The sequence below is a fragment of the Phytoactinopolyspora halophila genome (assembly GCF_003287285.1).
Lineage (GTDB): Bacteria > Actinomycetota > Actinomycetes > Jiangellales > Jiangellaceae > Phytoactinopolyspora_A > Phytoactinopolyspora_A halophila.
On record NZ_QMIG01000001.1, the window covers coordinates 109,852 to 133,977 of the forward strand.

A 24,126-nucleotide genomic window follows, 5' to 3' on the forward strand; every position below is an offset into this window, starting at 1 on the left:
CGACTTCGGGACATCAGAAGGTCAGCCCTGGCAACGCGGGCACCAGAACACGTTGCGGCCGGCTGCTTCACGCCTGCGAACGTCGGTCCCGCAGGCGTGGCACGGCTGGCCGCGCCGCCGGTAGACGTACACCTCGCCTCCGTGATCATCGACACGGGGCGGGCGCCCCATCGCGTCGGGCTCGTGCTCCGCCCGGACAGTATCGATGCGCCCGGTCTCGACGCCGGCCTTCATCAGAACCGTCAGATCGGCCCAGATGTCCTGGAGCACGTCCGGGTGGATCTCGCATCCCGGCCTGGCCGGGTCGATCCCCGCCCGGAACAGCACCTCCGCCCGGTAGACGTTGCCCACACCGGCGATCACGCTCTGATCCATCAGCAGCACTCCGATCGGTGATCTGCTGCGGTGAATGCGTGCCAGCGCCGCGGTGGGGTCGTCCCCGCGCACCGGATCGGCGCCCAGCCGGTCGTGCACGGCCGCTTTCTCCGCCTCGTCGAGTACGCGGCACGACGTCGGCCCGCGCAGGTCGGCATGGGCCGTGGGTGTCTGCAACCGCATCCGGACCGCTCCCACCGGCGGGCCCGCTGCGTGTGCATGGATGGCGAGCTTGCCATACAGGCCGAGGTGGACATGTACCCAGCGGCGGTGGCAGGACTCCGGGGGCGATCCCCGCACGAACTCCAGGAACAGGTGCTTGCCGTGCGCCTGCGCCGACGCCATCTGTGACCCGTCCACCAGGGCAGCTCCCTCGGCGAAGCGTCCCTGCGGGCTGGTAACCGAGACCGTCGTCCCGCCGAAGCACTCCTGCAGCTCACCGGCGAGCCGGTGGATCGTGTGACCCTCGGGCACGTACCGTCCTCTATATGAACAACCGTGAAGGGCGCGAAGACCCCCGGCTGGACCAGGTGGACCGCCGCTCCCAGGTCACCGTATCCCGGGCCATGCGCGCACGGGACGTCTCCCGGCCCAGTGCCGAACAGATCGACGAAGCGCTCGCCAAGCTGGACACGCTCGGGGTGCAGCGGTTCAAGCCGACGGAGACGTCTGGAACGACGGAGCGCTCGCAGAAGCCGAAGGCAGCGGAGGAAGCTCCCCCGACTCCTCGTAACGAGTGAGCATGCCGATCCGGCCGGTGTGGCGCTCTTCACCGGAGTACGGCGTGTTCAAGAACGCCTCGATGAACGCGGTGACGTCCTCGATGGCGTGCATGCGGGCGCCGACGGCCACGACCGTGGCGTCGTTATGCTCGCGCGCCAGCCGGGCCGTCTCGTCGGACCACGCCAGCGCCGCGCGCACGCCGCGCACCTTGTTCGCCGCGATCAGCTCGCCGTTGCCCGAACCCCCCAGGACCACGCCACGGCTGTCCGGATCCGCCGCGACGGCCTCGGCGGCACGCAGGCAGAAGACCGGATAGTCGTCCTCGGCGTCATAGACGAAGGCACCGTGATCGACCACCTCGTGCCCGGCCTGCCGCAGCGCCTCCACCACCTGGTTCTTCGTATCGAACGCCGCGTGATCGGCTCCCACGTGCACTCGCATGGCGCTCAGCCTACGGGGTCAAAGATCGGCTCGCGGGTACGGGTCCGCTTCAACTCGAAGAATCCGTCATACGACGCCAGCGCCTGGACGCCATCCCAGATCCGGCCGGCCTGTTCACCCTTCGGCGCCGGGGAGAGCACCGGGCCGAAGAACGCGTAGCCGGCGACGGCGATCACCGGGGTGCCGACATCCATGCCCACCTGGTCCATGCCGGCATGGTGACTGGCCTTGACCGCGTCGTCGTACTCGTCGCTGCTCGCGTAGTCGGCCAGCGACTGCGGCAGCCCGACCTCGCGCAGCGAGTCCGCGATGACACCGGGAATGTCGTCCTTCTGCCCGCGCACGTGGATGCGCGTGCCCATGGCGTCGTACAGGGGCTTGACGTACTTCTCGCCGTGAAGCTCCCGCGCCGCCGCGACCACCCGGACCGGCCCCCAGCTCTCGGCGAGCAGCGCCGCGTACTCGGCGGATACGTCGCGCTCGGAGTTGAGGTAAGCCAGGGACATGACGTGCCAGCTGATGGTGATTGGCCGGACCTTTTCCACCTCGAGCAGCCACCGGGACGTCAACCACGCCCAGGGACACCTCGGATCGAACCAGAAATCGACCGCCTGCCGGGCCGAATCGGTCTGTGCCTCGATGTTCTCGGTCGCCGTCACTGAGCTCACCTCATCTTCATCGTTGCGACGCTGTCATCAAGACCAACTCCGGCGAAAGGCAATCGATTCCTGTCTCGTCATCTGTCAGGATCACATGCATGCCTGGTACCAATCTCACCCGAGACGAGGCGCGCACGCGCGCGGAACAGATCACGACATCGTCGATGGAGTACACCGTCGAGCTGGACCTCACCGGCGACGACGCGACGTTCCGATCGACGACCACGCTTCGCTTCCAGGCGGAGAAGGGCTCGCGAACCTGGCTGGATCTCATCGCGCCTGCCGTGCGCGAGGTGAGTCACAACGGTACCGACCTGGATCCGGCCGAGGTGTTCGGCGAATCCCGGATCCAGCTGCCGCCGCTGGCCACGACCAACGAGGTCCGGGTGGTCGCCGACGCGGCCTACATGCGGACCGGTGAGGGCTTGCACCGTTTCGTCGACCCCGTGGACGGCGAGACGTACCTGTACTCGCAATTCGAGGTCGCCGACGCGCGCCGCGTCTTCGCGTGCTTCGATCAACCGGATCTCAAGGGTACGTTCACATTCGTCATCGACGCGCCCGCGCACTGGATCGTCGTCGCCAACTCGCCGGCCAGCATCTCCGACGTGCGCGAGGGCGTGCGGCGCTGGAGCTTCGAGACCACCCCGGCGCTCTCCCCCTATGTCACCGCGGTCGTCGCCGGCCCCTACCACGAGGAACGTGACGAGTACGCGAGGCACGACGCCACCGTGCCGTTGCGGCTGTTCTGCCGGAGGTCGCTCGCCGAGCACCTCGACGCCGGCGAGCTGTTCGACCTCACCAAGCGGGGCTTCGCCTTCTACGAGGACGTGTTCGGCCTGCCGTACCCGTTCGCCAAGTACGACCAGCTGTTCGTCCCCGAATTCAACGCCGGAGCCATGGAGAACGCCGGTGCGGTCACCTACCGGGACGATTACGTCTTCCGCAGCCGCGTCACCGACGCCTCCTACGAGCGACGCGCCGAGATCCTGCTGCACGAGATGGCGCACATGTGGTTCGGCGATCTGGTCACCATGCGATGGTGGGACGATCTCTGGCTCAACGAGTCCTTCGCCACCTGGGCCAGCGCGCTCGCACAGAGCGAGGCAACCCGCTGGGACGAAGCGTGGACGACGTTCGCGGTGACCGAGAAACTGTGGGCACTGCGCCAGGACCAGTTGCCGTCGACCCACCCCATCGCCGCGGACATCCGTGATCTCGAAGACGTCGAAGTCAATTTCGACGGGATCACCTACGCCAAGGGCGCCAGCGTGCTGAAACAACTCGTCGCCTGGGTGGGACGAGAAGCGTTCCTCGACGGCGTGCACTCGTACTTCACCTACCATGCCTGGGCGAACACCACGCTCGCCGACCTGTTCTCGCACCTGGAGGAGACCAGCGGCCGCGACCTCGCCACCTGGGAACGGCAGTGGCTGCAGACGGCCGGGGTGAACACGCTGCGGCCGATCACCGAGGTCGGCGCCGACGGCACCTACATGTCCGTCGTCATCGAGCAGTCCGCGGCCCCCGAGCATCCCACCGTGCGCTCGCACCGCGCGGCCATCGGGCTCTACGACCTCGACGACGGCCAGCTCACCCGGCGCCGGCGGGTCGAGCTGGATGTCACGGGCGCGCGAACGGAGGTGGCCGACCTCGTTGGCGAACGCCAGCCCGACTTGCTGCTCGTCAACGACGACGACCTCACGTTCGCCAAGATCCGGCTCGATGACCGTTCTCGCCGTACCGTGCTGACGTCGATCTCCACGCTGCCGTCGCTTCCCCGGGCGCTGTGCTGGACCGCCGCCACCGACATGCTGCGCGACGCCGAACTGCCGACGCGGGAATTCGTCGAGCTCGTCCTGGGCGGAATCGAGCGGGAAACGTCGATTTCCGTCGTCCAGCACGTGCTGCACACCGCACGGATGGCCATCCACCTGTATGCCGACCCGAGCGAGCCGCTGCGGCTTGCCGCACGCTGGGCCACCGGCCTGCGGGAACTGGCGGGCGCCGCCGAACCCGGCAGCGATGCCCAGCTCGCGTTTACCCGCGCCTGGGTCTCCTCGGCTGGCAGCGAGCAGCACGTCGCCGAGATCCGTGCACTGCTCGATGGCTCCGACGTCCTTCCCGGCCTGATCGTCGACACCGATCTGCGCTGGCATCTCCTGCAGCGCCTCGCCGTGCTCGGCGCAGCCGACGACAAGGAGATCGATAGCGAGCTGGCGCGGGACAACACCTCCACCGGGGAACGACACGCGGCGTACGCCCGCGCGGCACAGCCGACGGAGGAGGCCAAGGCCGACGCGTGGCGGAAAGCGGTGGAATCCGACGAGCTGCCCAACGCGTTGCTCACCGCCACCATCCAGGGCTTCGCCCAGCCGGAGCAGCGCGCCCTGCTCCGGCCGTATGTCAGCCAGTACCTCGAGGCGGTGCCCCGGGTATGGGCCGAGCGCACCATCGACACGGCGCAGAAGATCGTCCAAGGGCTCTTCCCCCGAGTCCTCGCCGACGCCGAAACCGCGTCGGCCGTCCGGGAGTGGCTGGAAGGGGCCGACATCCCCGACGCTGCGCGTCGGCTGGTGGCCGAAGGGCTCGCCGATCTTGATCGGGCGCTGCAAGCGCAGGCATGCGATCGCTCCGCGTCTCACAGCTGATCATCGGCAGTTTTCGACCCCTGGGGTCGAAAACTGCCGATGATCAGCTGTGAGAATGCGAATGCGGGGTGCGGCTCACTCGACCGTGACGGCGATCCGGTGCCAGCCCGTCGCCCCGTCCGGTGCGGGCGGCGCCTCGTCGCCGGTCTGGGTCTCACCATCGGCGGTGACGGCACGGACTTCCAGCTCGTGCTCGCCCGCGGTGGCGTCCCACTCGTAGACCCACTGCCGCCACGTGTCGTCGTTGGGCACGCCGCCGAGCCGGGCCGGTATCCACGGCCCGGCATCCACCCGCACCTCGACGGCTTCGATCCCACGCTGCTGCGCCCACGCACTCCCGGCCACGGCAACCTTTCCCGCACCGACACGCGCGCCATCCTCGGGCACGTCGATCCGCGACGACACCTTGATCGGACCGCGTTCGGCCCAGCCCCGGGTGGTCCAGTACGCGTCGAACTGGTCGAACCGGCTCACCTCCAGATCCACCACCCATTTCGTGGCGCTGACGTACCCGTACAGGCCGGGCACCACCATGCGCACCGGGAATCCATGTTCGACCGGTAGCGGCTCCCCGTTCATGCCCACCGCGAACAACGAGCCGCGCTCGTCGGTCAGGGCCTCCAACGGCGTGCCGCACGTCCAGCCGTCGTGCGAGGTGGACAGCACGGCGTCCGCGTCCGGCAGGGGCCGCGCCCGGTCCAGCACATCTGCGATCGGCACGCCGGTCCACAGCGCGTTACCCACCAGGCCACCGCCGATCTCGTTGGAGACGCAGGTCAGAGTGGTCCAGCGATCGACCAGTCCCATGCCGACCAGATCGTCGTAGCCGAGCTCCAGTTCCTGCTCCACCATCCCGTGGATGCGCAGCCGCCATTCCTCGGGACGGATGGACGGCGCGCTGAAGGCGGTGTCGATCCGGTAGAAATCCTCGTTGGGTGTGCGCCACGGTTCCGACCCGGAAATACCCAGCTCCGCGTCCGGTGGAGGGTCCGCAGCGGGCAGGTCGACGTCCACCCCCAGGTCGTCGCGGGCGGATTCCACGCCGATCCGGTCCGCACTCATCCAGCGGCCCGCACCAGCGGCGAGTGCCGCCAGGGCAGCCGTCGCGCTGGCACCGGTCACGAATGCCCGTCTGGAGGGAGCGCGCACCTGCTGGCGAAACGCGCCCGCGTCACCGGGTCCGGAGTTCCCGGAGCGGCCGGTGCCGGAACTGTCCGGGCCCGACACACTGGTGTCCGGGCCCGGCGCACCACCCGGCGCCGCCCGCTCCACGAGCCCTGCCAGCCAGGCCAGCGCGGGCAGGGCAACGACTCCGGCTGCGAGACTGGGCGCCAGGTCCAGGCTCGACGTCTCCCGGCGCGACCAGACGACCAGCAGCGCGACCACGACGAGCACGGCCGCGACGCCCAGAGCGGCACGCCGGTGGTGCCGAGCGAGCACGCCGATACCCGCCCCGGCCAGCGCCAGGACAACGGCGACGCCGATACCCAGGGCCAGCTTGTCGGCGGTCCCGAACCACGTGATCGCCAGGTCGGCCAGCCAGGCGGGCACCACGTCGATGAACCACTCGGCCGCCGCAACCACGGGTGATCCTGCCGGCCGGTCCAGCACGCCGGCGACCAGTTCCGCGGTGCCCAGGCCCAGACCGAGAGCCAGCACTCCCGCCAGGGCGGGTCGCCAATTGGTGGATATCCGGGACGAGATGGTCATGCTTCAAGGATGCGCCGAACACCATGCCGAGAACAGGCAGCGGCGGCAGACGTCAGCAAATGTTCAGGATCGCCCGCTCGCCGCCGCTGATCATCGACGATATGCGTGGCCACAGCCGACGAAACCCTTCATGATCATGGCAGGGGTGAGTGGGGGCGAGGTTGGCGGCGTGGTGTTCGACACGTTCGGCCTCCACGAGCCACGAACAGCACGTACCCTCATTGAGCGATGGAAGACACGAACGACGCACCGATCGGGGTCTTCGACAGCGGCGTCGGTGGTCTCACGGTGGCGCGTGCCGTCCTCGACCAGCTCCCGCACGAGCCGATCCGCTACATCGGCGACACCGCACGCGGTCCCTACGGCCCCCGGCCCATCGCCGAGGTCCGGGCATACGCACTGGACATCATGGACTGGCTCGTCTCGGACGGCGTCAAGGTCCTGGTGATCGCCTGCAACTCCGCCAGCAGCGCGGTCCTCCGCGATGCGCGCGAGCGCTACGACGTGCCGGTCGTCGAGGTCATCCAGCCTGCGGTGCGCCGTGCGGTCGCGACGACACGGAACGGGCACGTGGGCGTCATCGGAACATCGGCAACAGTGCTGTCCCAGGCCTACGAGGACTCCTTCGCAGCAGCGCCACACCTGCGGGTGAGCTCGCAAGCCTGCCCGCGCTTCGTCGACTTCGTCGAGCGCGGCATCACGCACGGGGCCGACCTCGAGCAGTGCGCGCGGGAGTACCTCGAACCGTTGCTCGCTCGCGGCGTGGACACGCTCATCCTCGGTTGCACGCACTATCCGATGCTCGCCGGTGTCATCTCTTACGTGATGGGTGACGCCGTGACGCTGGTCAACAGCGCGGAAGAAACCGCACGGGATGTCTACCGCGTGCTGGCCGCACACGGTCTCGCCCGCGCCGATACGATGCCGCCACGGCACCAGTTTCGTGCCACGGGAAATGCCGCGCAGTTCATCGAACTGGGACGACGCTTCCTCGGCCCGGAGATCCGCGGCGTGGAGGAAACCGGAGAGATACCCCGCGTCGGCCCGGAGGTGGTCACGGGATGAGACTCACCGTCCTCGGATGCTCGGGGTCGATGCCGGGTCCGACGTCGCCCGCATCGTCGTACCTCGTCGAAGCCGGAACAACCCGCGTCGTGCTCGATCTCGGCAGCGGATCGATGATCAAGCTGCAAGACAAGATCGGCTTCGAGGCGCTCGACACGCTCGACGCGGTGCTGATCAGCCACCTGCACCCCGACCACTACATCGATCTGTGCGCGTATTACGTGGCGCTGCGCTACGGGATGGGCCGCGATTACCGCCGGGTACCCGTGTGGGGGCCCGATGGCACCGCCGAACGGCTCGCCCGGGCGTACGGCGAGCGACCCGAGCCGGATCCGGTGATGTCCGCGGAGTTCGAGTTCCACACGTTGCCCGGCCCTCCCACACCCCGTTTCACCGTCGGGGACATCTCCGTCGAGGTCACTCACGTGGTCCATCCGATCACCGCGTATGCATTCCGGCTCGAACACGACGGCCGCTCGATCGTGTACTCCGGAGACACCGGCCCGTGTGCGGCACTCGTCGAGCTCGCCCGCGGCGCGGATCTGATGCTGTGCGAGGCCGCATTCCAAGATCACCCCAATCCCCCGCCGAACCTGCACCTCACCGGGGAAGAGGCCGGCGAGCACGGCGCCCGCGCCGGCGTGGCGCGCATGGTCATTACCCACGTCCCACCATGGGGTGACCCCGAACGGGCCGTCGCCGGCGCACGCGCCACGTTCGACGGCCCGGTCGTGGCCGCTAGCGTGGGCGCCACCTGGGATATCTAGATCGGAAACGACGAAAGGGACCCGAACCGTGACCGACGCGCACGAGCCCGCAGTACAGCCATTGCAGCACCTGCCCGAAGACTGGGAACGCGGGTTGGCCCTGGTGCCTCATCCAGATGACATCGAGTACGGCGCCGCAGCGGCCGTGGCCCGCTGGACCGGACAAGGCAAGACGATCTCCTACGCCCTGGTGAGCAGCGGCGAAGCGGGAATAGACAGCATGCCTCCGGAAATGGCCGGCCCGCTACGCGAAGACGAGCAGCGCGAGTCGGCCCGGATCGTCGGCGTCGAGCACGTGGAATTTCTGGGCTACCCGGACGGGATGATCGAGTACGGGCTCCCGTTGCGCCGGGACCTGTCCCGGGTCATCCGCCGGCACCGGCCGGAGATCGTCATCACCGGCAACTTCCGCGAGACGTACGGCGGCGTGTTTCTCAACCAGGCCGACCACATCGCCGTCGGCCGGGCGGTGCTCGACGCGATACGAGACGCCGGAAACCGGTGGGTGTTTCGGGAGTTGCTCGACGAGGGCCTCGAGCCGTGGAACGGTGTCCGGGCCCTCTGGGCGGCGGCATCGCCGGAGGCCGGACACGCTGCCGACATCACGGAGACGTTCGACACCGGTGTCGAGTCGTTGCGCGCGCACCGTGCCTACCTCGCCGGGCTCGGCGAGGACGCACCCGATCCCGGTGAGTTCCTCGAAAGTGCTGCGCGCGCCACCGGGCAGGGTCTGGGCTGCTCACTGGCCACGTCCTTCGAGGTTTTCACGTTCTAGCACCGGGCGAGCCCGTGAAGGCTCGCGTGACGGGCCGGATAGTCTCGATGTCATGACTCGAATCGATGGCCGCAGCGCCGATGAGCTCCGCCCGGTAAAATTTGCCCGCGGCTGGCTCGAGCACGCCGAGGGATCGGTGTTGGTCGAGTCCGGCCGGACCCGCGTCCTGTGCGCGGTCTCGGTCATCGAAGGTGTGCCCCGGTGGCGCAAGGGATCCGGTCTGGGCTGGGTCACCGCCGAGTACGCGATGCTTCCACGCTCCACCAACACCCGCTCCGACCGGGAGTCCGTAAAGGGCCGGCTCGGCGGTCGCACCCACGAGATCTCCCGGCTGATCGGCCGGTCGCTGCGCGGAATCATCGACATGTCCGTTCTCGGGGAGAACACGCTTACCGTTGACTGCGACGTCCTGCAGGCCGACGGCGGCACCCGTACGGCAGCCATCACCGGCGCCTATGTGGCCCTGCACGACGCCGTCACCTGGCTGGGGACGCGGGGCCTGGCCAGCTCGGAGTCCGTCCTGTCCGACTCGGTGGCCGCCGTCTCGGTCGGCGTCGTCGACGGCGAGCCGATGCTCGACCTGAAGTACGAGGAAGACGTCACCGCCGAGACGGACATGAACGTGGTGATGACGGGAGGAGGATCGTTCATCGAGGTGCAGGGAACGGCCGAGGGAGCCCCATTCAGCCGCAGCGAGCTCGACGAGCTCCTGCTGTATGCCGAGACGGGGTGCGCCCGGCTCACCGAGCTGCAACGTGAGGCACTGGCTTCGTGACATCCGCATACCGAATCGTGCTGGCGACCCACAACCAGCACAAGGTGCCCGAGATCCGGCGCATCCTGTCCGAAGCGGGAGCCGCCGTCGAACTCGTCAGCCTGGCCGAGTTTCCCGACGTCGACGACGTGGTGGAGACCGGCCTGACGTTCACCGAGAACGCCCTGCTCAAGGCGCGTGCCGTGGCAGCGGCGACCGGCCTGCCGGCGCTCGCCGACGACTCCGGGATCAGCGTGGCGGCGCTCAACGGCATGCCCGGCGTCTTTTCGGGCCGATGGTGCGGGCGCCATGGCGACGACGGCGCGAATCTCCAGCTGCTCCTCGACCAGATACGCGACGTCCCGGATGCACATCGCCAGGCGGCGTTCGTCTGTGTGGCCGCGCTCGTCACTCCGGACGGGACCGAGATCGTCGAAGAGGGACGGGTGCCGGGCACGCTCACCCGCGAACGCCGTGGGGACGGCGGGTTCGGCTACGACCCGATCTTCGTTCCGGACGGCGACACCCGTACCACCGCCGAGATGAGCGCGGCGGAGAAGGACGCCATCAGCCACCGGGGTCGCGCGTTCCGGGCGATCGCCCGCGAGATTCCGCCACCGTCGCGTGATGAGGCGTTTGCGTGATCAGGCCCAGAGCTGGCCTTCGAGCTTCTCCTCGGCCTCGTCGAGCGTTCCCTCGTACGCACCCGTCGACAGGTACTTCCACCCGGCGTCGGCCACGATGAACGCGATGTCGGCGCGCTCGCCCGCGGCCACCACCTTGCGCGCGACACCCAACGCCGCATGCAGGACCGCACCGGTGGAGATCCCGGCGAAGATTCCTTCGGCGTCGAGCAATTCACGGGTACGCTTCACCGCATCGCGCGGCCCGACGGAGAACCGGGCGGTGAGCACCGACTCGTCGTAGAGCTCGGGAATGAAGCCCTCGTCGATGTTCCGTAGCCCGTACACCAGCTCGCCGTAGCGCGGCTCGGCCGCCACCACCTGCACGCCCGGAACCTTCGCCCGCAAGTACCGGCCCACGCCCATCAGCGTGCCCGTGGTACCCAGGCCGCCGACGAAATGGGTGATCTCCGGAAGGTCGTCGAGCAGCTCCGGGCCAGTGGTGTCGTAGTGCGCGGCCGCGTTGGCCGGATTGCCGTACTGGTAGAGCATGACCCAGTCCGGGTGCTCGCTGGCCATCTGCTTGGCAACCCGCACCGCTTCGTTCGAACCGCCCTCGGCCGGCGAGGCCACGATCTGCGCGCCCCACATCCGCAGCAGCTGCCGCCGCTCCTCCGAGGTGTTCTCGGGCATGACGCACACAAGCTGATAGCCCTTCAGCCGTGCCGCCATAGCCAGGGAGATCCCCGTGTTGCCGGAAGTGGGCTCGAGGATCGTGCAACCGGGAGTCAATTCGCCAGCGGCCTCGGCCGCCTCGATCATCCGCAGCGCGGGCCGATCCTTTACCGAACCGGTCGGGTTGCGATCTTCGAGCTTCGCCCACAACCGCACATCCGGGGACGGCGCGAGCTTCGGCAGCCCGACCAGCGGAGTCCGGCCGAGCGAGTCGAGCAGCGAATCGTATCGCATCAGCGTCGCGAGAGCCGGGTCTCAGCTACCGCCTGCCACGGCGGGCAGCACGGTCACCGCATCGCCATCGCTCAGCGGTGTCTTCAACCCGTCGAGAAAACGGACGTCCTCGTCGTTGAGATAGACGTTGACGAAACGGCGCAGCTCGCCGTTCTCGACGAGGCGGTCGCGCAACCCGGAATGGCGCGACTCCAGGTCGTCGATCAGTGCGGACAACGTATCGCCGCTGCCCTCGACGGTCTTCGCGCCGCCGGTGTGTTGACGCAGGATCGTGGGAATACGGACCTCGACGGCCATCGATCTTGCTCCCAGTGGTCTCGGTTGACTCTCACGTCATCGGCTATACAAGGCAACAGGCGCGACCCGCCCATCATTCCCTACCGGCGAGCGTCGCGTCGACGGGGGCGATGTGCAAGGCCACGTTCCCGTATTCACAGGTGTACCCACGAGGCACGACCTCTCGCCGTCAATCGACGATCTTCACATCCTCCTCGGTAACCTCACCATCAACGATGCGAAAGGACCGCAGCTCGACGTCGTTCTCGTCGCGCGTGGACACCAGCACGTAGTGCGCGTTCGGCTCGGACGCATACGAAATGTCCGTGCGCGAGGGATACGCTTCGGTGGCGGTGTGCGAGTGATAGATCACCACGGGTTCCTCGTCGCGATCATCCATCTCCCGGTACAGGCGCAACAGGTCCATGGAGTCGAACTCGTAGAACGTGGGCGAGCGCGCGGCGTTGAGCATCGGGATGAACCGCTCGGGCCGGTCGGAACCCTCGGGCCCGGCGACGACGCCGCAGGCCTCGTCGGGATGGTCGCGACGGGCATGGGCGATGATCGCATCGACGATGTCACGGCGGATGGTCAGCACACCTGCCAGCATACGAACTCGGGTTCGCGGCTGCGCTCCCCGGTCACCGTCCGCCGGCATCCGTCGGACCGGTGCCGAACCGTTCGAGCTTGTCCGGGTTGGAGACGAGGAACACCGCGCTGATCACGTCTCCAGAGACGGCGAAGGTCAGCACGTGAAATCGGCCGGGACCGCGAACGACCAGCCCCGGCGAGCCGTTGATTTCCCTCGCTTCGAGGTCGACGTCGCGGTCCGGACCGTAGATACCTGCGAAGAATCGTGCCACCTTCTCCACGCCGATCACGGCGTTGCGCGCCGCACTGGCCTTGCCACCGCCGTCGGACCAGGCCACCACGCCGTCGTGCAATACCTTGCGCAGCCCGGCGAGATCGCCCCTGCGAGCCGCCTGCACGAAGTGCTCGAGCAGCTGCGAATGATCCTGCCGGCTCGGAGCGAACCTGCGCCGATCATCAGCGAGCCGGTCCCGTGCCCGATGGAACAGCTGGCGGCAATGTGCCGCATCCCGTTCGACGATCTCGGCTATGTCCGCATAGGGCACCTCGAAGGCGGCACGCAGGACGAAGACGGCCCGTTCCACCGGGTCGAGCCGTTCCATGAGATACAGCGTGGCGGTTGCGGCCGAGTCGCGCCGTTCCGCCGTCTCCGCCGGGTCGGGCGCCAGCGTTTCCGTGGTCACCGGCTCGGGCAACCAGGGGCCTACGTACGACTCGTGCCGGCCCCGCGCCCGCAATCGGTCAAGCGCCAGCCGCGTGACGATCCGGGTGAGGTAGCGGCGCGGTTCGCGCACCTCGGCCGTCGCGACGTCGCGCCAGCGCAGGTACGCATCCTGGAGGACGTCGTCGGCATCGGTGGCGGAACCGAGCAGCCGGTAGGCCACGCCGAACAGCATCGGCCGGTGCCGCTGCAGCTCGTCGGCTGGCTCATCCCGGGTTCCAGGCGCTGTTCCGGGCACTGCTCGGTTCCCCTCCCGATGGCGATCCGGCACTGAACGTCTGTCGTGTTACTCCGGAAGGGCCTTTCTCGTCGGTATCGCGATGCGATTCCACAGGTTGATGGTGCCAATGGCGATGACAAGGGCAGCCAACTGCTGCTCCGACCAGACGGCGGCCGCGCGATCCCACACGTCGTCCGGTACGCCATCGTTGCCCAGCCGGGTAATCGCGTCGGTCAACGCCAGCGCCGCACGCTCCTCCTCGGAGAAGAACGGAGCCTCTTGCCAGGCCGCGACGGCGAACAGCCGGCGGCTGTCCTCTCCCGCTTTCAACGCGTCCTGGCTGTGCATGTCGACACAGAAGGAGCATTCGTTGATCATCGACGCCCGCAACTTCACCAGTTCCAGCAACTGGTGATCGACGTTGGCTTGCACGTACTGCTCCACGGCGTACACGGCGCGATACCCGTCGGGCGCGGCCGTCGCCATGTCGATGCGCTGTGTCATCGGGGTGCCTTTCGGTTCGGGCTACTGATGGACTACCCGTACGACCACGTGAGCGTGCGCCAGCGTGACAACCGTCAAGGTGATCTATCTCATAGCCTGCCGCTCGTGGCGCCCCGTGCGCCCGGATCACGCATGTCTCATCCCCCGGGCCCCGTCCCGGTGACGAGCCGCGCGAAGCGCTCCGCGCTGACGTTGCCACCCGACACGATCACGCCAACGCGCGCATCACGCGCACCGATCAGACCGTTCAACAAGGCAGCCACGCCGACAGCACCGCTCGGCTCCACCACGAGCTTCGTCCGCTCGAACAGCCACCGCATCGCCTCGACGATCTGCTCGTCGCCGACCAGCAGGATCTCGTCGACGAGCTGCCGCATGATCTCGAACGGCAACGCGCCCGGCCGATCCACAGCCAGGCCGTCGGCCACCGTACGCGGCACCTCACCGGACACCCGGACACCAGATTCCAGCGACCGCTTGGTGTCGTCGCCCGTTTCCGGCTCGATACCGACGAGGCGAACTCCCGGCAGGCGCTGGCGCACCGCCAGCGCCGATCCGGCCAGCAAGCCACCACCACTCACCGGAACGAGCAGGACGTCGAGCTCGCCGACCTCGTCGACAAGCTCCCGCGCGGCAGTACCCTGCCCGGCAATGATGTGCGGATGATCGAACGGTGGCAGCACGGTCGCTCCCGATTGGCGGGCGAGCTCATCGGCCAGCGCGGCGCGATCGTCCTCGTAGCGGTCGAAGCGCACGATCCTCGCGCCATAGCCCTCGACGGCTGCCGCCTTGCTGGCCGGAGCATCGAGTGGCATCAAGATCGTTTCCTGGATGCCCAAAACCCGGGCGGCCAGCGCCACCGCCTGCGCATGGTTGCCCGACGAGTACGCCACCACGCCCCTGGCCCGCTGCTCTGGCGACAATCGCACCAGCGCGTTGAACGCGCCACGAGCCTTGAACGCGCCGGCACGCTGGAAGTTTTCACATTTGAGAAAGACCGAGTTGCCGCAGATCTCGTCCAAGGTGGATGCCGACATGACCGGCGTGCGATGCACGTACGGTTCGATGCGGCGGGCCGCCTCGTCGACATCTGCCCCGGTTACCGAACCGTGCCCGGCGAGGGCCTCGGATGCGGAAACGGCATCGCGATCGCCTGTATGGCTACCCGTCTGGCCGTCAAGGAATCCACTCACGGTCTCAACCTATCCGACCCGTGCGGCACACCCCGTTGACCCTGGGCGCCGAGCACGTCGGCACTGGCAGGCCCGCCTCACGTGGTCGAGAAAGCGAAGACGGTGGTCGAGCGGTATTCCTCGTCCGGCCGCAGGACCACCGACGGGAACTCCGGCCGGTTCGGCGCGTCGGGAAAGTGCTGCGTCTCCAGGGCCAGCCCGTCGCCCTGCCGATACGTCCGCCCGCTGGCACCGACGAGCGAGCCGTCCAGGAAGTTGCCCGAATACACCTGGATTCCTGGTTCGGTGGTGTGCACCGTGAGCACCCGCCCGCTGGTGGGCTCGCTCAACCTGGCCGCGAAGGCCAGCTCGTCGCCGGAACGGTTGAGCACGTGATTGTGGTCATATCCCTGGGCCAGGACCAGCTGTGGATACGGGTCCCGGATGCGGGCCCCGATGTCCACGGGTTCCCGGAAATCGAGCGGCGTTCCCTCCACGTGGGCGATCTCGCCCGTGGGTACCAGATTCTCGTCGATCGGAGTGTAGTGTTCCGCGTTGAGCTGGAGCTGGTGACCGAGGACACTGCCGCTGCCTTCACCGGCCAGGTTGAAGTAGGCATGGTTGGTGAGATTGACGACGGTGGGTGCGTCGGTGCTCGCACGGTACTCGATCCGGATCTCGTTGTCGCTCGTGAGCGTGTATCGCACCGTGGTCGTCAACGTGCCCGGATACCCCTCCTCCCCGTCCGGACTGGTATAGCGAAGTTCCAGAGCCACGGCGTCGCTCGCGTCGTCGTCGATCACGTCCGCGTCCCACACCTTCGTGTCGAACCCCGCGACACCACCGTGCAGGTGATTCGGCATGCGGTTGCGCGCCAGGTCGTAACGGGTGCCATCGAGTGTGAAACCACCACCGGACATCCGGTTGGCGCACCTGCCCACGAGCGCGCCGAAGAAGGGGTTGCGTTCGACGTAGTCCGTGAGATTGTCGAAGCCGAGCGTGACGTTGGCGAGCGTACCGGAGCGGTCGGGCACCTCGATCGATTGCAGGATACCGCCGTAGGTGAGGATCCGGACACTCATACCGCCGGCGTTCTTCAGCGTGTACACCGCCACTTCCGAACCGTCACGAGCGTTGCCGAACGAACTCTTCGTCACCGCTGGCGCGCTCTGCTCGCGCATCCATGCTCCTCTCACCGCGCGGGAAGACGCCTCACGTACGCCACAGCCATCACAGCACACTTGTATCCTTCGGCACTCAGTGCCGCCCGATACCCAGTCAGGCCCGGCTGATCGAGATCCGTTTGAGCCAGGTCAGCCACCAGCAGCGGGCTCCCAGTGATGCCTACTCGAGCCCCGCGGAGAGCGTACGCACGAGGGTCTCTTGCAGCCAGCCGAGCCAGTTGTAGACGTCGTGAATGTGCCGACGCGGGTCGTCCTCGGGCAGCCTCTCCCACTCGTCCTCGTCGTCCTGGCTCACGCCGAGGCGGGTGCCCAGGGCCAGACGCAAGTCGGTGAGTGTGCGCAGCCACGCCTCGGCCTGGTGCGCATCGAGCTCGATGCGGGTCTTGTTCCGCTGCCGGCGCTCTTCTGGCTCGATGCCCTCCGTCGTGGCCAGCGACGCGAGCACGGTGGCGGCATTGTCGGACTTCGCCTCCCGCAGCCCGCGTTCGGTGAAGCGGCGGAAGTCGGCAGCGCCCTCGTCATCCCCGTCATATCCGTCGGGAAACAGCCGCAGCAACACCGGATCGGTCGGTCGCTTCGGCTCATCTTCGGCCAGGCCGAGCGCGGCCGCCCAGTCCTCATCTTGCTTGTGCGTCTGATCACCCCGGACCAGCTCCAGTAGCTGGCCGACCAGCGAGCGCAAGAGCTCGATCTCCGCAGCATGAAAGGATGCGGTCACGCCACCTCCGCGCGCCCGCCGGAACGCTGTACTCAGCCTCGGTCCCCCGCCTTCTGCAGCGTGGCCCACAACCCGTAGGAGTGCATGGCCTCGACGTCTCGCTCCATCTCCTCCCGGGAGCCCTCCGACACGACGGCCTTGCCTTTCTCGTGTACGTCGAGCATGAGCCGCTCCGCCTTGCGTTTCGGATAGGCGAAGTAGGTCTGGAAGACGTAGGTTACGTACGACATCAAATTGACCGGGTCGTTCCACACGACCGTCACCCACGGCGTGTCCGGCGTCGGGGCCTCCTCGACCTCCGGACGCTCCATCTCAACGGGCGCAGTCATCACAATCTCCTATAGTCTCACTCTTGCGCCGCTGCGGCCACCGGTCACCATCCAGTATGACGGGCGAGATGGTCGTCACCCACCGTTTGACTGACTACCCTGACATTGTGCCGGCTACGACAGCTCTGTATACCGACCAGTACGAGCTGACCATGCTGCAGGCCGCTTTGGCCCGCGGCACGGCGCAGCGTCGCGCCGTCTTCGAGGTGTTCGCCCGACGATTACCCCACGGGCGCAGGTACGGCGTCGTCGGCGGCACGGGCCGGCTGCTGGAAGCGATCGAGCGCTTCCAGTTCGACGACGACACGCTCACCCACCTGGAACGGACTGGCGTCGTCGACGAACCCACGCTGAACTGGCTCTCCACCTACCGTTTCGCCGGTGACATCTGGGGCTATGGCGAGGGTGAGCCCTACTTTCCGCACTCACCACTGCTGATCGTGGAGTCGAGTTTCGCCGAAGCCGTGATCCTGGAAACGCTCACACTCTCCATCATGAACTTCGACTCCGCCGTGACCTCCGCAGCCTCCCGCATGACCACGGCAGCGCAGCACCGGCCCTGCATCGAGATGGGCTCGCGGCGCACGCACGAGGGGGCCGCGGTCGCCGCCGCGCGCGCCGCGTACATCGCGGGGTTCGGCTCCACGAGCAACCTTCAAGCCGGGCACGAGTATGGCATCCCCACACGCGGAACCAGCGCCCACGCGTTCACTCTGTTGCACGATTCGGAACGCGAGGCCTTCACCGCGCAGGTGGAATCGCTGGGCACGGGCACCACCCTGCTCGTCGACACCTACGACGTCACCGAGGCCGTGGCACTCGGTATCGACATCGCGGGCACCGGACTCGGGGCGGTACGCCTCGACTCTGGCGACCTGCTCGCCCAAGCTCACGAGGTTCGCGCCCAACTCGATGAGCTCGGAGCCACGGAAACCAAGATCGTTGTCACGAGCGATCTCGATGAACACGCTATTGCCGCACTCGCCGCAGCACCGGTGGACGGCTACGGCGTCGGCACGTCACTCGTCACCGGTTCCGGCGCGCCCACGGCCGGCCTCGTCTACAAACTGGTGGCGCGGGAGAACGACGACGGGCAGATGGTCGCGGTCGAGAAGAAGAGCAAGGACAAACCGGGTATCGGGGGCCGCAAGTACGCGGTGCGCCGGCGCAACCGGCGGGGAATCGCCGACGCGGAGATCATCGGCGTCGACGGACCACCCCGGTCAGGTAACGACGACCGTGCCCTGCTCACCCCCCTGGTTCGCGACGGCGAAGTGGTCGGGCACGAACCGCTCGACGCCGCCCGGGAACGCCACCGGCAGGGCCGGGCCGAGCTTCCCCGCACTGCGCTGCAGATGTCTCGCGGCGAACCGGCCATTCCTACTCGCTACGAAGAACCCGTGGAGCCCGCATGACACGCGCACTGGTCGTCGTCGACGTGCAGAACGACTTCTGTGAAGGCGGCGCTCTCGGCGTCGGTGGCGGCGCCGAGACCGCCTACGCCATCTCGAAAGTGCTCAAGCAATGGCGCGACGCGGAACCGTACAACCGCGTCTACGACTACGTCGTTGCCACCCGGGACCATCACATCGATCCTGGTGATCACTTCTCGGCCACGCCGGACTACGTGACGAGCTGGCCACCACACTGCCGCGCCAATACCGACGGAGCGGCGTTCCATCCCAACCTGGATCCGCAACCCTTCGATGCGATCTTCAACAAGGGTGAGTACTCCAGTGGTTACTCCGGCTTCGACGGCCGGTGCCAGGACGGCAGCGGGCTGCGTGACTGGTTGCGCCAACGGCATGTGTCCAGCATCGACATTGTGGGCATCGCCACCGACCATTGCGTGCGCGCCACGGCGCTCGACGCGATTCGCGAAGGGTTCGACACGCAGGTCCTGCTGGACCTCACCGCCGGTGTCCTCGCGCACACCACCGACCGGGCACTCGACGAGATGCGCAACGCCGGGGTCACGCTCCGTGGCCGCCCTGTCGTTCGCCCGGCTGCCTAGGATCTAGCCGAACATCCACTCCAGAACCCGCGCGACACCGTCGTCGTCGTTGGCATCACACCGGTGCGTGGCCACGTCCGCAACGAGCGGGTGGGCGTTGGCCATCGCATACGACGTACCCGCCCATTCCAGCATCTCCAGGTCGTTCGGCATGTCACCGAAGGCGACCACCTCGTCCGCTCCGATACCGCGCTCGGCGCAGAATGCCGCCAGCGTGGACGCCTTGGACACGCCCCGGGCGCTGATCTCCAGCAGCGCCTGACCATCGGAGTACGTCACGGTGGCCTGATCGCCGATCACCTGAGTACCGCGGCGCACGAACTCGTCCGGCTCGAACTCTTCGTGCCGGGCCAGGAGCTTGGCCACCGGTTCAGCGAACAGTACATCGAGATCCGCTTCGAGCGAGCCTTCGGGCTGAGCCCATCGATGTTTGAACGCCGGCTCCCTGCCGTAAATCAGGCCACGTTCCATCGCGAACGCCACACCGGGCACGGCGGAACGCAACGTGAGCGCGACGTCCATCGCGGTATCCCCGGGCATGCCGCGTTCCTCGACGATCTTCCGCGCGAACACGTCGTAAACCAGCGCACCGTTGGCGCCGATGGCCAGCCCGTGCGAGCCGACCGCCTCGGCCAGGATGTCGAGGTTGCGTGGAGGTCGCCCGGAGACGAACAGCACTATCGCACCGGCATCCTCTGCCAGCCGCAACGCCTCGTACGCGCGAGGAGCAATCGACGCATCGCTGCGCAAGAGGGTTCCGTCGAGATCCGTGGCGACAACCCGGGGACGTTGCTGAGGTGGCTGCACACTCCAAGTGTGCCAGTGGACTAAGTTTCATTCCTACTCAGGCAGCGTCAGGCCAGACTGGAAACCGAAGACGACCAGCTGGGCACGGTCTCGCGCGTGCAGTTTCACCATTGCTCGACTGACGTGTGTGCGCACCGTGGCCGGGCTGACCACCAGCTCGGCAGCGATCTCGTCGTTCGACCTGCCAGTGGCCACCCAGGCCACGATCTCGCGCTCGCGGTCGGTGAGCTGGTGCAGCTCCGGATGAGGGTTGCCACGGGCCTGGCTACCACTACTGAACCGCTCGATCACCCGCCGAGTCACCGATGGCGAGAGCAACGACGCGCCGTCGGCGATGACGCGCACGGCGTGCAGCAGCTCGTCCGGACCCGCGTCCTTCAGGACGAACCCGCTAGCACCGCCACGTAACGACTCGAAGACATATTCGTCGAGTTCGAACGTCGTCAACATCACCACGCGAACATCATCCAGCGCCGGATCGGACGTGATCTCGCGCAACGCTTCCAGACCGTCGAGCTCGGGCATGCGAATGTCCATGAGCACGACGTCAGGCACCACGCGGCGCACCATATCCACGCCCGCTCGCCCGTCAGCGGCCTCACCAACGAGCTCGGCATCGCTTTCGGCATCCAGCAGCGTCCGTATCCCCATGCGGACCAGGGCTTGATCATCCACGACCACGACACGGATCATGGGCTCGATCCTGTCACGGACGGCGAGCTCACGTCGTCGACAGGCGCCTCACGTCCCGAGCCGACGATGGGAAACCGTGCCGACACGGCGAAGCCGCCCTCCTTTCGTCGCCCGGCCCGCAGCTCCCCTCCCAGCGCCTCGACACGCGCCCGCATGCCGGGAATGCCAGCACCGTGGTGTTCGACCTGGCGTTCTCCTCCGTCGTCGATCCGGTGCTCGGCCTGCGGAGGGCGCTGCGCGCGACCGTCGTTCGCCGTATCGTCCGCGTCGCTCGCGGCCCGTCGCGCCCCTCCGTCATCGATGATCTCGATAACGACGTCGGCTCCGGCCCGAGCGACCCGGACCCATGCGGACGTCGCGTTCGCGTGCCGGAGGACGTTGGTCAACGCCTCTTGCAAGATGCGATACACGGCGACGTCGGCTTCCGGCGGCAGGCTGCTCACACGCAGGTCGGCAACGACATCGACACCTCCGGCCCGGACCCGCTCCAGCAGCACGTCGACATCGGCGAGCCCCACACCAGGACGCCGGGGAGCGTTCGTTCCTTCGGGCGCACGCAGGATGTCGAGCTCGGAGCGCAGCCCGTCGAGCGATTCCCGGCTCGTGGAGCGGATGGCCTCCAACGCCTCCCGCGCCTTGTCCGGGTTGCTTTCCAGGACGTGCAGCGCCACCCCTGCCTGCATGGCAATCACGGCGAGCCCGTGACCGACGGAATCGTGCAGCTCCTGCGCCATGCGCAGCCGTTCCTCGGAGACCGCACGGCGTGCCTCCGCACCACGGACGTTCGCCTGCGACTCGCGGCGAATCCGGATAGCCGCGCCAATCGCCGTCGGCACGGCCACCGCAGCAAGCGAGATACCGAACCAGCCGAGAAGGTTGAACGCGTGGCCGTCGGCCAGGTCGGTCCCGAAATGGAAACCACCGGCGGCGAAAACCGCCAGACCCAACCCACCATTCGACAGCAGTGCCCTGCGCAACGGCCACGCCTCGGCCACGCCGAAAGCCGCGACCGGCACGGCGAACAGCATCGGCCCGTACGCGTGCCCGGTGAGGAGGTAGGTGATGACCGCCGCGCCACAGCAGACCAGGGTCACACCGGGCCACCTGCGCTGCACGAGGACGGACAGCCCGGCGAACACGACCAGCGAGTAGGTGAACGCATCCGGTTCCCGGCTCCAGTCGAGCTGGTTCGCGGTGGCCGGTGCGGTGCCGAACATCCCGGGAACGAGCACCAGCAGTGCGGGCCAGACGTGCCGCCACAGGCGCGCGACATCGGGCATGCTCACCCGGCCACCTCCCAGCTCGCCGCCCGGAAATCGCTCCAGGGCTTCCCCCTCGTCATGGTTCGAGCCTAAGCACCAGCGACGACGCGCGGCATCCGTTCGGCAGCGTAGGTCCACCGGCGTGCCATACGCACATCCACGTACACCAGGAACCGTTCTCGGCCCGATGTGTGCGCAGGCAGACAGCGGAAAGGATGCCGGCATGGACGAAACCATCGTGGTCACCGACCACTTGACCAAGAAGTATGGGACACACGTCGCCGTCGACGGTGTCAGCCTCACCGTCCGCCGGGGCGAAGTCTATGGCTTCCTCGGACCGAACGGCGCCGGCAAGACGACCACGCTGCGCATGCTCCTCGGCCTGATCCGGCCGACCAGCGGCAGCGCCGCCGTTCTCGGGCACGCACCCGGCAGACCGGGAGCGACCGCCCGCACGGGAGCGCTCATCGAAGGTCCGGGGTTCTATCCCTACCTGTCCGGGCGGGACAACCTGCGGGTCATGGCCCGCTACAACGGCGCCACCGAGGAGGCTGTCGATGCGGCGCTGGAACGCGTCGATCTCAAAACTCGCGGCAACGACCCGTTTCGCTCGTACTCGCAGGGCATGAAACAGCGCCTCGGGGTGGGAGCGGCGTTGCTCGGGGATCCCGAGCTGCTGGTACTCGACGAGCCGACCAACGGGCTGGACCCCGCGGGGGTGGTGGAGATGCGGCGGCTGATCCTCGACCTGTCCGCACGGGGGCAGACCGTCCTGCTGTCGAGCCACCTGCTCAGCGAGGTCCAGGCGATCTGCGACCGGGTGGGAGTGATCTCGGACGGCAGCCTGATCACGGAGAGCACGGTCGCCGAGATCCGTGGCACGAGCTCGCTGTTCGTGCGCGCCGAGCCCGTCGACGTCGCGCTCGCCGTCGCGATGCGCGTCGCCGGCGATGACGCCGCCCAGCTCATCGACGGCGGCGGTCTGCGCCTCGACGTCGACGCCACCGCCGCTCCCGACATCGTGCGCGCGCTCGTCGAGGCCGACGCCGACGTCCACGAGATCCGCACCCTGGAACGCTCCCTCGAAGACGTGTTCTTCGAGATCACCACGACCAAGGAGTTGTGAACCGTGACCTCTACACTCGCCGTTCAGCACAGGCCCGGAACGTCATTCGTGGCCAGCACCCGAGCCGAACTGCTGCGGCTGCGCAAGTGGCCCGCCCTGTGGGTGTTGATCGCCGTCTGGCTGCTCCTCACCCTGCTCTTCGGGTATGTCTTCGACTACATCGGCTACCGGACGGGCGGCAGCTCGACGATCAACGAGGGCGTGCCTCCCGAACTCCTGCTCGCCGATCTGCTGCCCGCCGCCATCCCCGAGACCGCGCTGTCGGGCCTTCCCATGTTCGGCGGAGCGATCATGATGATCCTCGGCGCTCTCACGGCCGGTAGCGGGTACAGCTGGGGAACCTGGAAGACGGTTTTCACCCAGGGACCGTCCCGGGCTTCCGCGTTCGGCGGCGCGCTCACCGCGGTCGCCATCGCCGTCGTGGGCATCATGGTGGTCACGATGCTGCTCGAGTTCGCAGCGGCGACGACGATCACCGTGCTGGAATCCGAACCGCTGATATGGCCGTCCGCACTCGATGTCGTCCGGACGTTCGGCGGCGGGCTACTGATCAGTGGCATGTGGGCAGCCGCCGGGATCTTCGTGGGCACCCTGACACGTAGTCCCGCCCTTGCCGTCGGACTCGGCCTGGTATGGGCACTCGCGGTGGAGAACTTGCTGCGTGGGGTGGCCAACGTGCTGCAACAGCTGGAGGTCGTCACCGACGTGCTTCCGGGCACCGCCGCAGGCTCCCTCGCGGGTGCCATGGGTGCGTCAGCGATGGGCGACGGTGACGGGACTCCCGGCGTGCTGACCATCCTCGACGGTGGGCCTGCTGCCGCATTGCTCGGCATCTATCTCGTGGTCTTCGCCGCCCTCGCAACCTGGGTCGCCGTCCGCCGCGATGTGACATGAGAACTGCGGCGCCGCATACCGCCACTCTTGGCTCATCGCGCTCACCTGCCAAGAAAAGATGAGGTCTAGACCTTTACAAACAGGAAATTTTGCGGCAGCCTCG

At 67.7% G+C, this 24,126-nt stretch carries 26 protein-coding genes; 10 read left to right on the forward strand and 16 right to left on the reverse strand.

The annotated features are described in order from the left end of the window. Positions 1-21: 21 nt before the first annotated feature. From DPM12_RS00470 to DPM12_RS00480, 3 genes are all read right to left on the reverse strand, one after another. Positions 22-849, reverse strand: a complete 828-nt coding sequence (locus DPM12_RS00470) for an Fpg/Nei family DNA glycosylase (protein ID WP_112256175.1) — start codon at positions 847-849, stop codon at positions 22-24. A gap of 177 nt (positions 850-1,026) precedes the next feature. Next, positions 1,027-1,539: a ribose-5-phosphate isomerase gene (locus DPM12_RS00475; protein WP_112256177.1), complete on the reverse strand. Its 513-nt coding sequence runs from the start codon at positions 1,537-1,539 to the stop codon at positions 1,027-1,029. A 5-nt stretch (positions 1,540-1,544) separates the two neighbouring features. Then, the gene (locus DPM12_RS00480; protein ID WP_245951167.1) at positions 1,545-2,198 is read right to left on the reverse strand and encodes a mycothiol-dependent nitroreductase Rv2466c family protein; all 654 of its coding nucleotides are present in this window, start codon (positions 2,196-2,198) and stop codon (positions 1,545-1,547) included. A gap of 98 nt (positions 2,199-2,296) precedes the next feature. On the opposite strand from DPM12_RS00480, the gene pepN reads away from it, so the two are divergent. Beyond that, positions 2,297-4,849, forward strand: a complete 2,553-nt coding sequence (gene pepN, locus DPM12_RS00485; RefSeq protein WP_112256178.1) for an aminopeptidase N — start codon at positions 2,297-2,299, stop codon at positions 4,847-4,849. A 75-nt stretch (positions 4,850-4,924) separates the two neighbouring features. Here pepN and DPM12_RS00490 read toward each other — a convergent pair whose 3' ends face one another. Continuing rightward, entirely contained in the window at positions 4,925-6,559 is a 1,635-nt protein-coding gene (locus tag DPM12_RS00490; protein ID WP_112256180.1) for a molybdopterin-dependent oxidoreductase, read from the reverse strand. A gap of 228 nt (positions 6,560-6,787) precedes the next feature. On the opposite strand from DPM12_RS00490, the gene murI reads away from it, so the two are divergent. From murI to rdgB, 5 genes are read left to right on the forward strand one after another with little or no spacing between them, the layout of a single operon-like run. Further along, positions 6,788-7,624 (forward strand): glutamate racemase, encoded by an 837-nt coding sequence (gene murI, locus DPM12_RS00495; RefSeq protein ID WP_112256182.1) that lies wholly within the window; start codon positions 6,788-6,790, stop codon positions 7,622-7,624. Beyond that, on the forward strand, positions 7,621-8,391 hold the full coding sequence (locus tag DPM12_RS00500; RefSeq protein ID WP_112256184.1) for an MBL fold metallo-hydrolase: 771 nt from the start codon (positions 7,621-7,623) through the stop codon (positions 8,389-8,391). Before murI ends, DPM12_RS00500 begins: the two co-directional genes overlap by 4 nt. A gap of 28 nt (positions 8,392-8,419) precedes the next feature. After that, positions 8,420-9,166 (forward strand): PIG-L deacetylase family protein, encoded by a 747-nt coding sequence (locus DPM12_RS00505; protein ID WP_112256186.1) that lies wholly within the window; start codon positions 8,420-8,422, stop codon positions 9,164-9,166. A gap of 52 nt (positions 9,167-9,218) precedes the next feature. Beyond that, positions 9,219-9,941 (forward strand): ribonuclease PH, encoded by a 723-nt coding sequence (gene rph / locus DPM12_RS00510; protein ID WP_112256188.1) that lies wholly within the window; start codon positions 9,219-9,221, stop codon positions 9,939-9,941. Beyond that, positions 9,938-10,564, forward strand: a complete 627-nt coding sequence (gene rdgB / locus DPM12_RS00515) for an RdgB/HAM1 family non-canonical purine NTP pyrophosphatase (RefSeq protein ID WP_112256189.1) — start codon at positions 9,938-9,940, stop codon at positions 10,562-10,564. Before rph ends, rdgB begins: the two co-directional genes overlap by 4 nt. Here rdgB and DPM12_RS00520 read toward each other — a convergent pair whose 3' ends face one another. The 9 genes from DPM12_RS00520 to clpS all read right to left on the reverse strand — a co-directional run bounded on the left by DPM12_RS00520 (position 10,565) and on the right by clpS (position 17,227). Further along, positions 10,565-11,512 carry a PLP-dependent cysteine synthase family protein gene (locus DPM12_RS00520; RefSeq protein WP_112256192.1) on the reverse strand — a complete coding sequence of 316 codons (948 nt, stop codon included), beginning with the start codon at positions 11,510-11,512 and terminating at the stop codon, positions 10,565-10,567. A 21-nt stretch (positions 11,513-11,533) separates the two neighbouring features. Continuing rightward, the gene (locus DPM12_RS00525; RefSeq protein ID WP_112256194.1) at positions 11,534-11,809 is read right to left on the reverse strand and encodes a MoaD/ThiS family protein; all 276 of its coding nucleotides are present in this window, start codon (positions 11,807-11,809) and stop codon (positions 11,534-11,536) included. A gap of 169 nt (positions 11,810-11,978) precedes the next feature. Continuing rightward, positions 11,979-12,386, reverse strand: coding sequence for a M67 family metallopeptidase (locus DPM12_RS00530; RefSeq protein WP_112256650.1), 408 nt, complete (start codon positions 12,384-12,386; stop codon positions 11,979-11,981). Positions 12,387-12,429: 43 nt separating this feature from the next. Beyond that, a complete protein-coding gene (gene sigJ / locus DPM12_RS00535; protein ID WP_211658139.1) occupies positions 12,430-13,338 on the reverse strand; it encodes an RNA polymerase sigma factor SigJ in 909 nt (302 codons plus the stop codon). 48 nt (positions 13,339-13,386) lie between these two features. Beyond that, positions 13,387-13,824, reverse strand: coding sequence for a carboxymuconolactone decarboxylase family protein (locus DPM12_RS00540; RefSeq protein WP_112256198.1), 438 nt, complete (start codon positions 13,822-13,824; stop codon positions 13,387-13,389). A gap of 137 nt (positions 13,825-13,961) precedes the next feature. Continuing rightward, positions 13,962-14,891 (reverse strand): pyridoxal-phosphate dependent enzyme, encoded by a 930-nt coding sequence (locus DPM12_RS00545; protein WP_342778732.1) that lies wholly within the window; start codon positions 14,889-14,891, stop codon positions 13,962-13,964. Positions 14,892-15,094: 203 nt separating this feature from the next. Next, positions 15,095-16,177, reverse strand: coding sequence for an aldose epimerase family protein (locus DPM12_RS00550; RefSeq protein ID WP_112256200.1), 1,083 nt, complete (start codon positions 16,175-16,177; stop codon positions 15,095-15,097). A gap of 163 nt (positions 16,178-16,340) precedes the next feature. Then, positions 16,341-16,967, reverse strand: a complete 627-nt coding sequence (locus DPM12_RS00555) for a DUF2017 domain-containing protein (RefSeq protein WP_281269608.1) — start codon at positions 16,965-16,967, stop codon at positions 16,341-16,343. Next, positions 16,931-17,227 (reverse strand): ATP-dependent Clp protease adapter ClpS, encoded by a 297-nt coding sequence (clpS, locus tag DPM12_RS00560; RefSeq protein ID WP_112256201.1) that lies wholly within the window; start codon positions 17,225-17,227, stop codon positions 16,931-16,933. The genes DPM12_RS00555 and clpS overlap by 37 nt, the downstream gene beginning before the upstream one ends. A gap of 152 nt (positions 17,228-17,379) precedes the next feature. On the opposite strand from clpS, the gene DPM12_RS00565 reads away from it, so the two are divergent. Beyond that, positions 17,380-18,642 carry a nicotinate phosphoribosyltransferase gene (locus DPM12_RS00565; RefSeq protein ID WP_425467542.1) on the forward strand — a complete coding sequence of 421 codons (1,263 nt, stop codon included), beginning with the start codon at positions 17,380-17,382 and terminating at the stop codon, positions 18,640-18,642. Further along, on the forward strand, positions 18,639-19,241 hold the full coding sequence (locus DPM12_RS00570) for an isochorismatase family protein (protein ID WP_112256205.1): 603 nt from the start codon (positions 18,639-18,641) through the stop codon (positions 19,239-19,241). Before DPM12_RS00565 ends, DPM12_RS00570 begins: the two co-directional genes overlap by 4 nt. A 3-nt stretch (positions 19,242-19,244) precedes the next feature. Here the strand turns inward: DPM12_RS00570 and DPM12_RS00575 are convergent, their stop codons facing one another. From DPM12_RS00575 to DPM12_RS22725, 3 genes are read right to left on the reverse strand one after another with little or no spacing between them, the layout of a single operon-like run. Then, positions 19,245-20,048 carry a Cof-type HAD-IIB family hydrolase gene (locus DPM12_RS00575; RefSeq protein ID WP_112256207.1) on the reverse strand — a complete coding sequence of 268 codons (804 nt, stop codon included), beginning with the start codon at positions 20,046-20,048 and terminating at the stop codon, positions 19,245-19,247. A 33-nt stretch (positions 20,049-20,081) separates the two neighbouring features. Next, entirely contained in the window at positions 20,082-20,741 is a 660-nt protein-coding gene (locus DPM12_RS00580) for a response regulator transcription factor (RefSeq protein ID WP_112256209.1), read from the reverse strand. Then, complete coding sequence (locus DPM12_RS22725; RefSeq protein ID WP_245951179.1) at positions 20,738-22,021, reverse strand: sensor histidine kinase; 1,284 nt, start codon at positions 22,019-22,021, stop codon at positions 20,738-20,740. The genes DPM12_RS00580 and DPM12_RS22725 overlap by 4 nt, the downstream gene beginning before the upstream one ends. Positions 22,022-22,226: 205 nt before the next feature. Here DPM12_RS22725 and DPM12_RS00590 point away from each other — a divergent pair, with 205 nt between their 5' ends. Both DPM12_RS00590 and DPM12_RS00595 read left to right on the forward strand, forming a co-directional pair. Beyond that, complete coding sequence (locus DPM12_RS00590) at positions 22,227-23,129, forward strand: ABC transporter ATP-binding protein (RefSeq protein ID WP_112256210.1); 903 nt, start codon at positions 22,227-22,229, stop codon at positions 23,127-23,129. A 3-nt stretch (positions 23,130-23,132) separates the two neighbouring features. Continuing rightward, complete coding sequence (locus DPM12_RS00595; protein WP_112256212.1) at positions 23,133-24,023, forward strand: ABC-2 transporter permease; 891 nt, start codon at positions 23,133-23,135, stop codon at positions 24,021-24,023. Positions 24,024-24,126 lie beyond the last annotated feature (103 nt).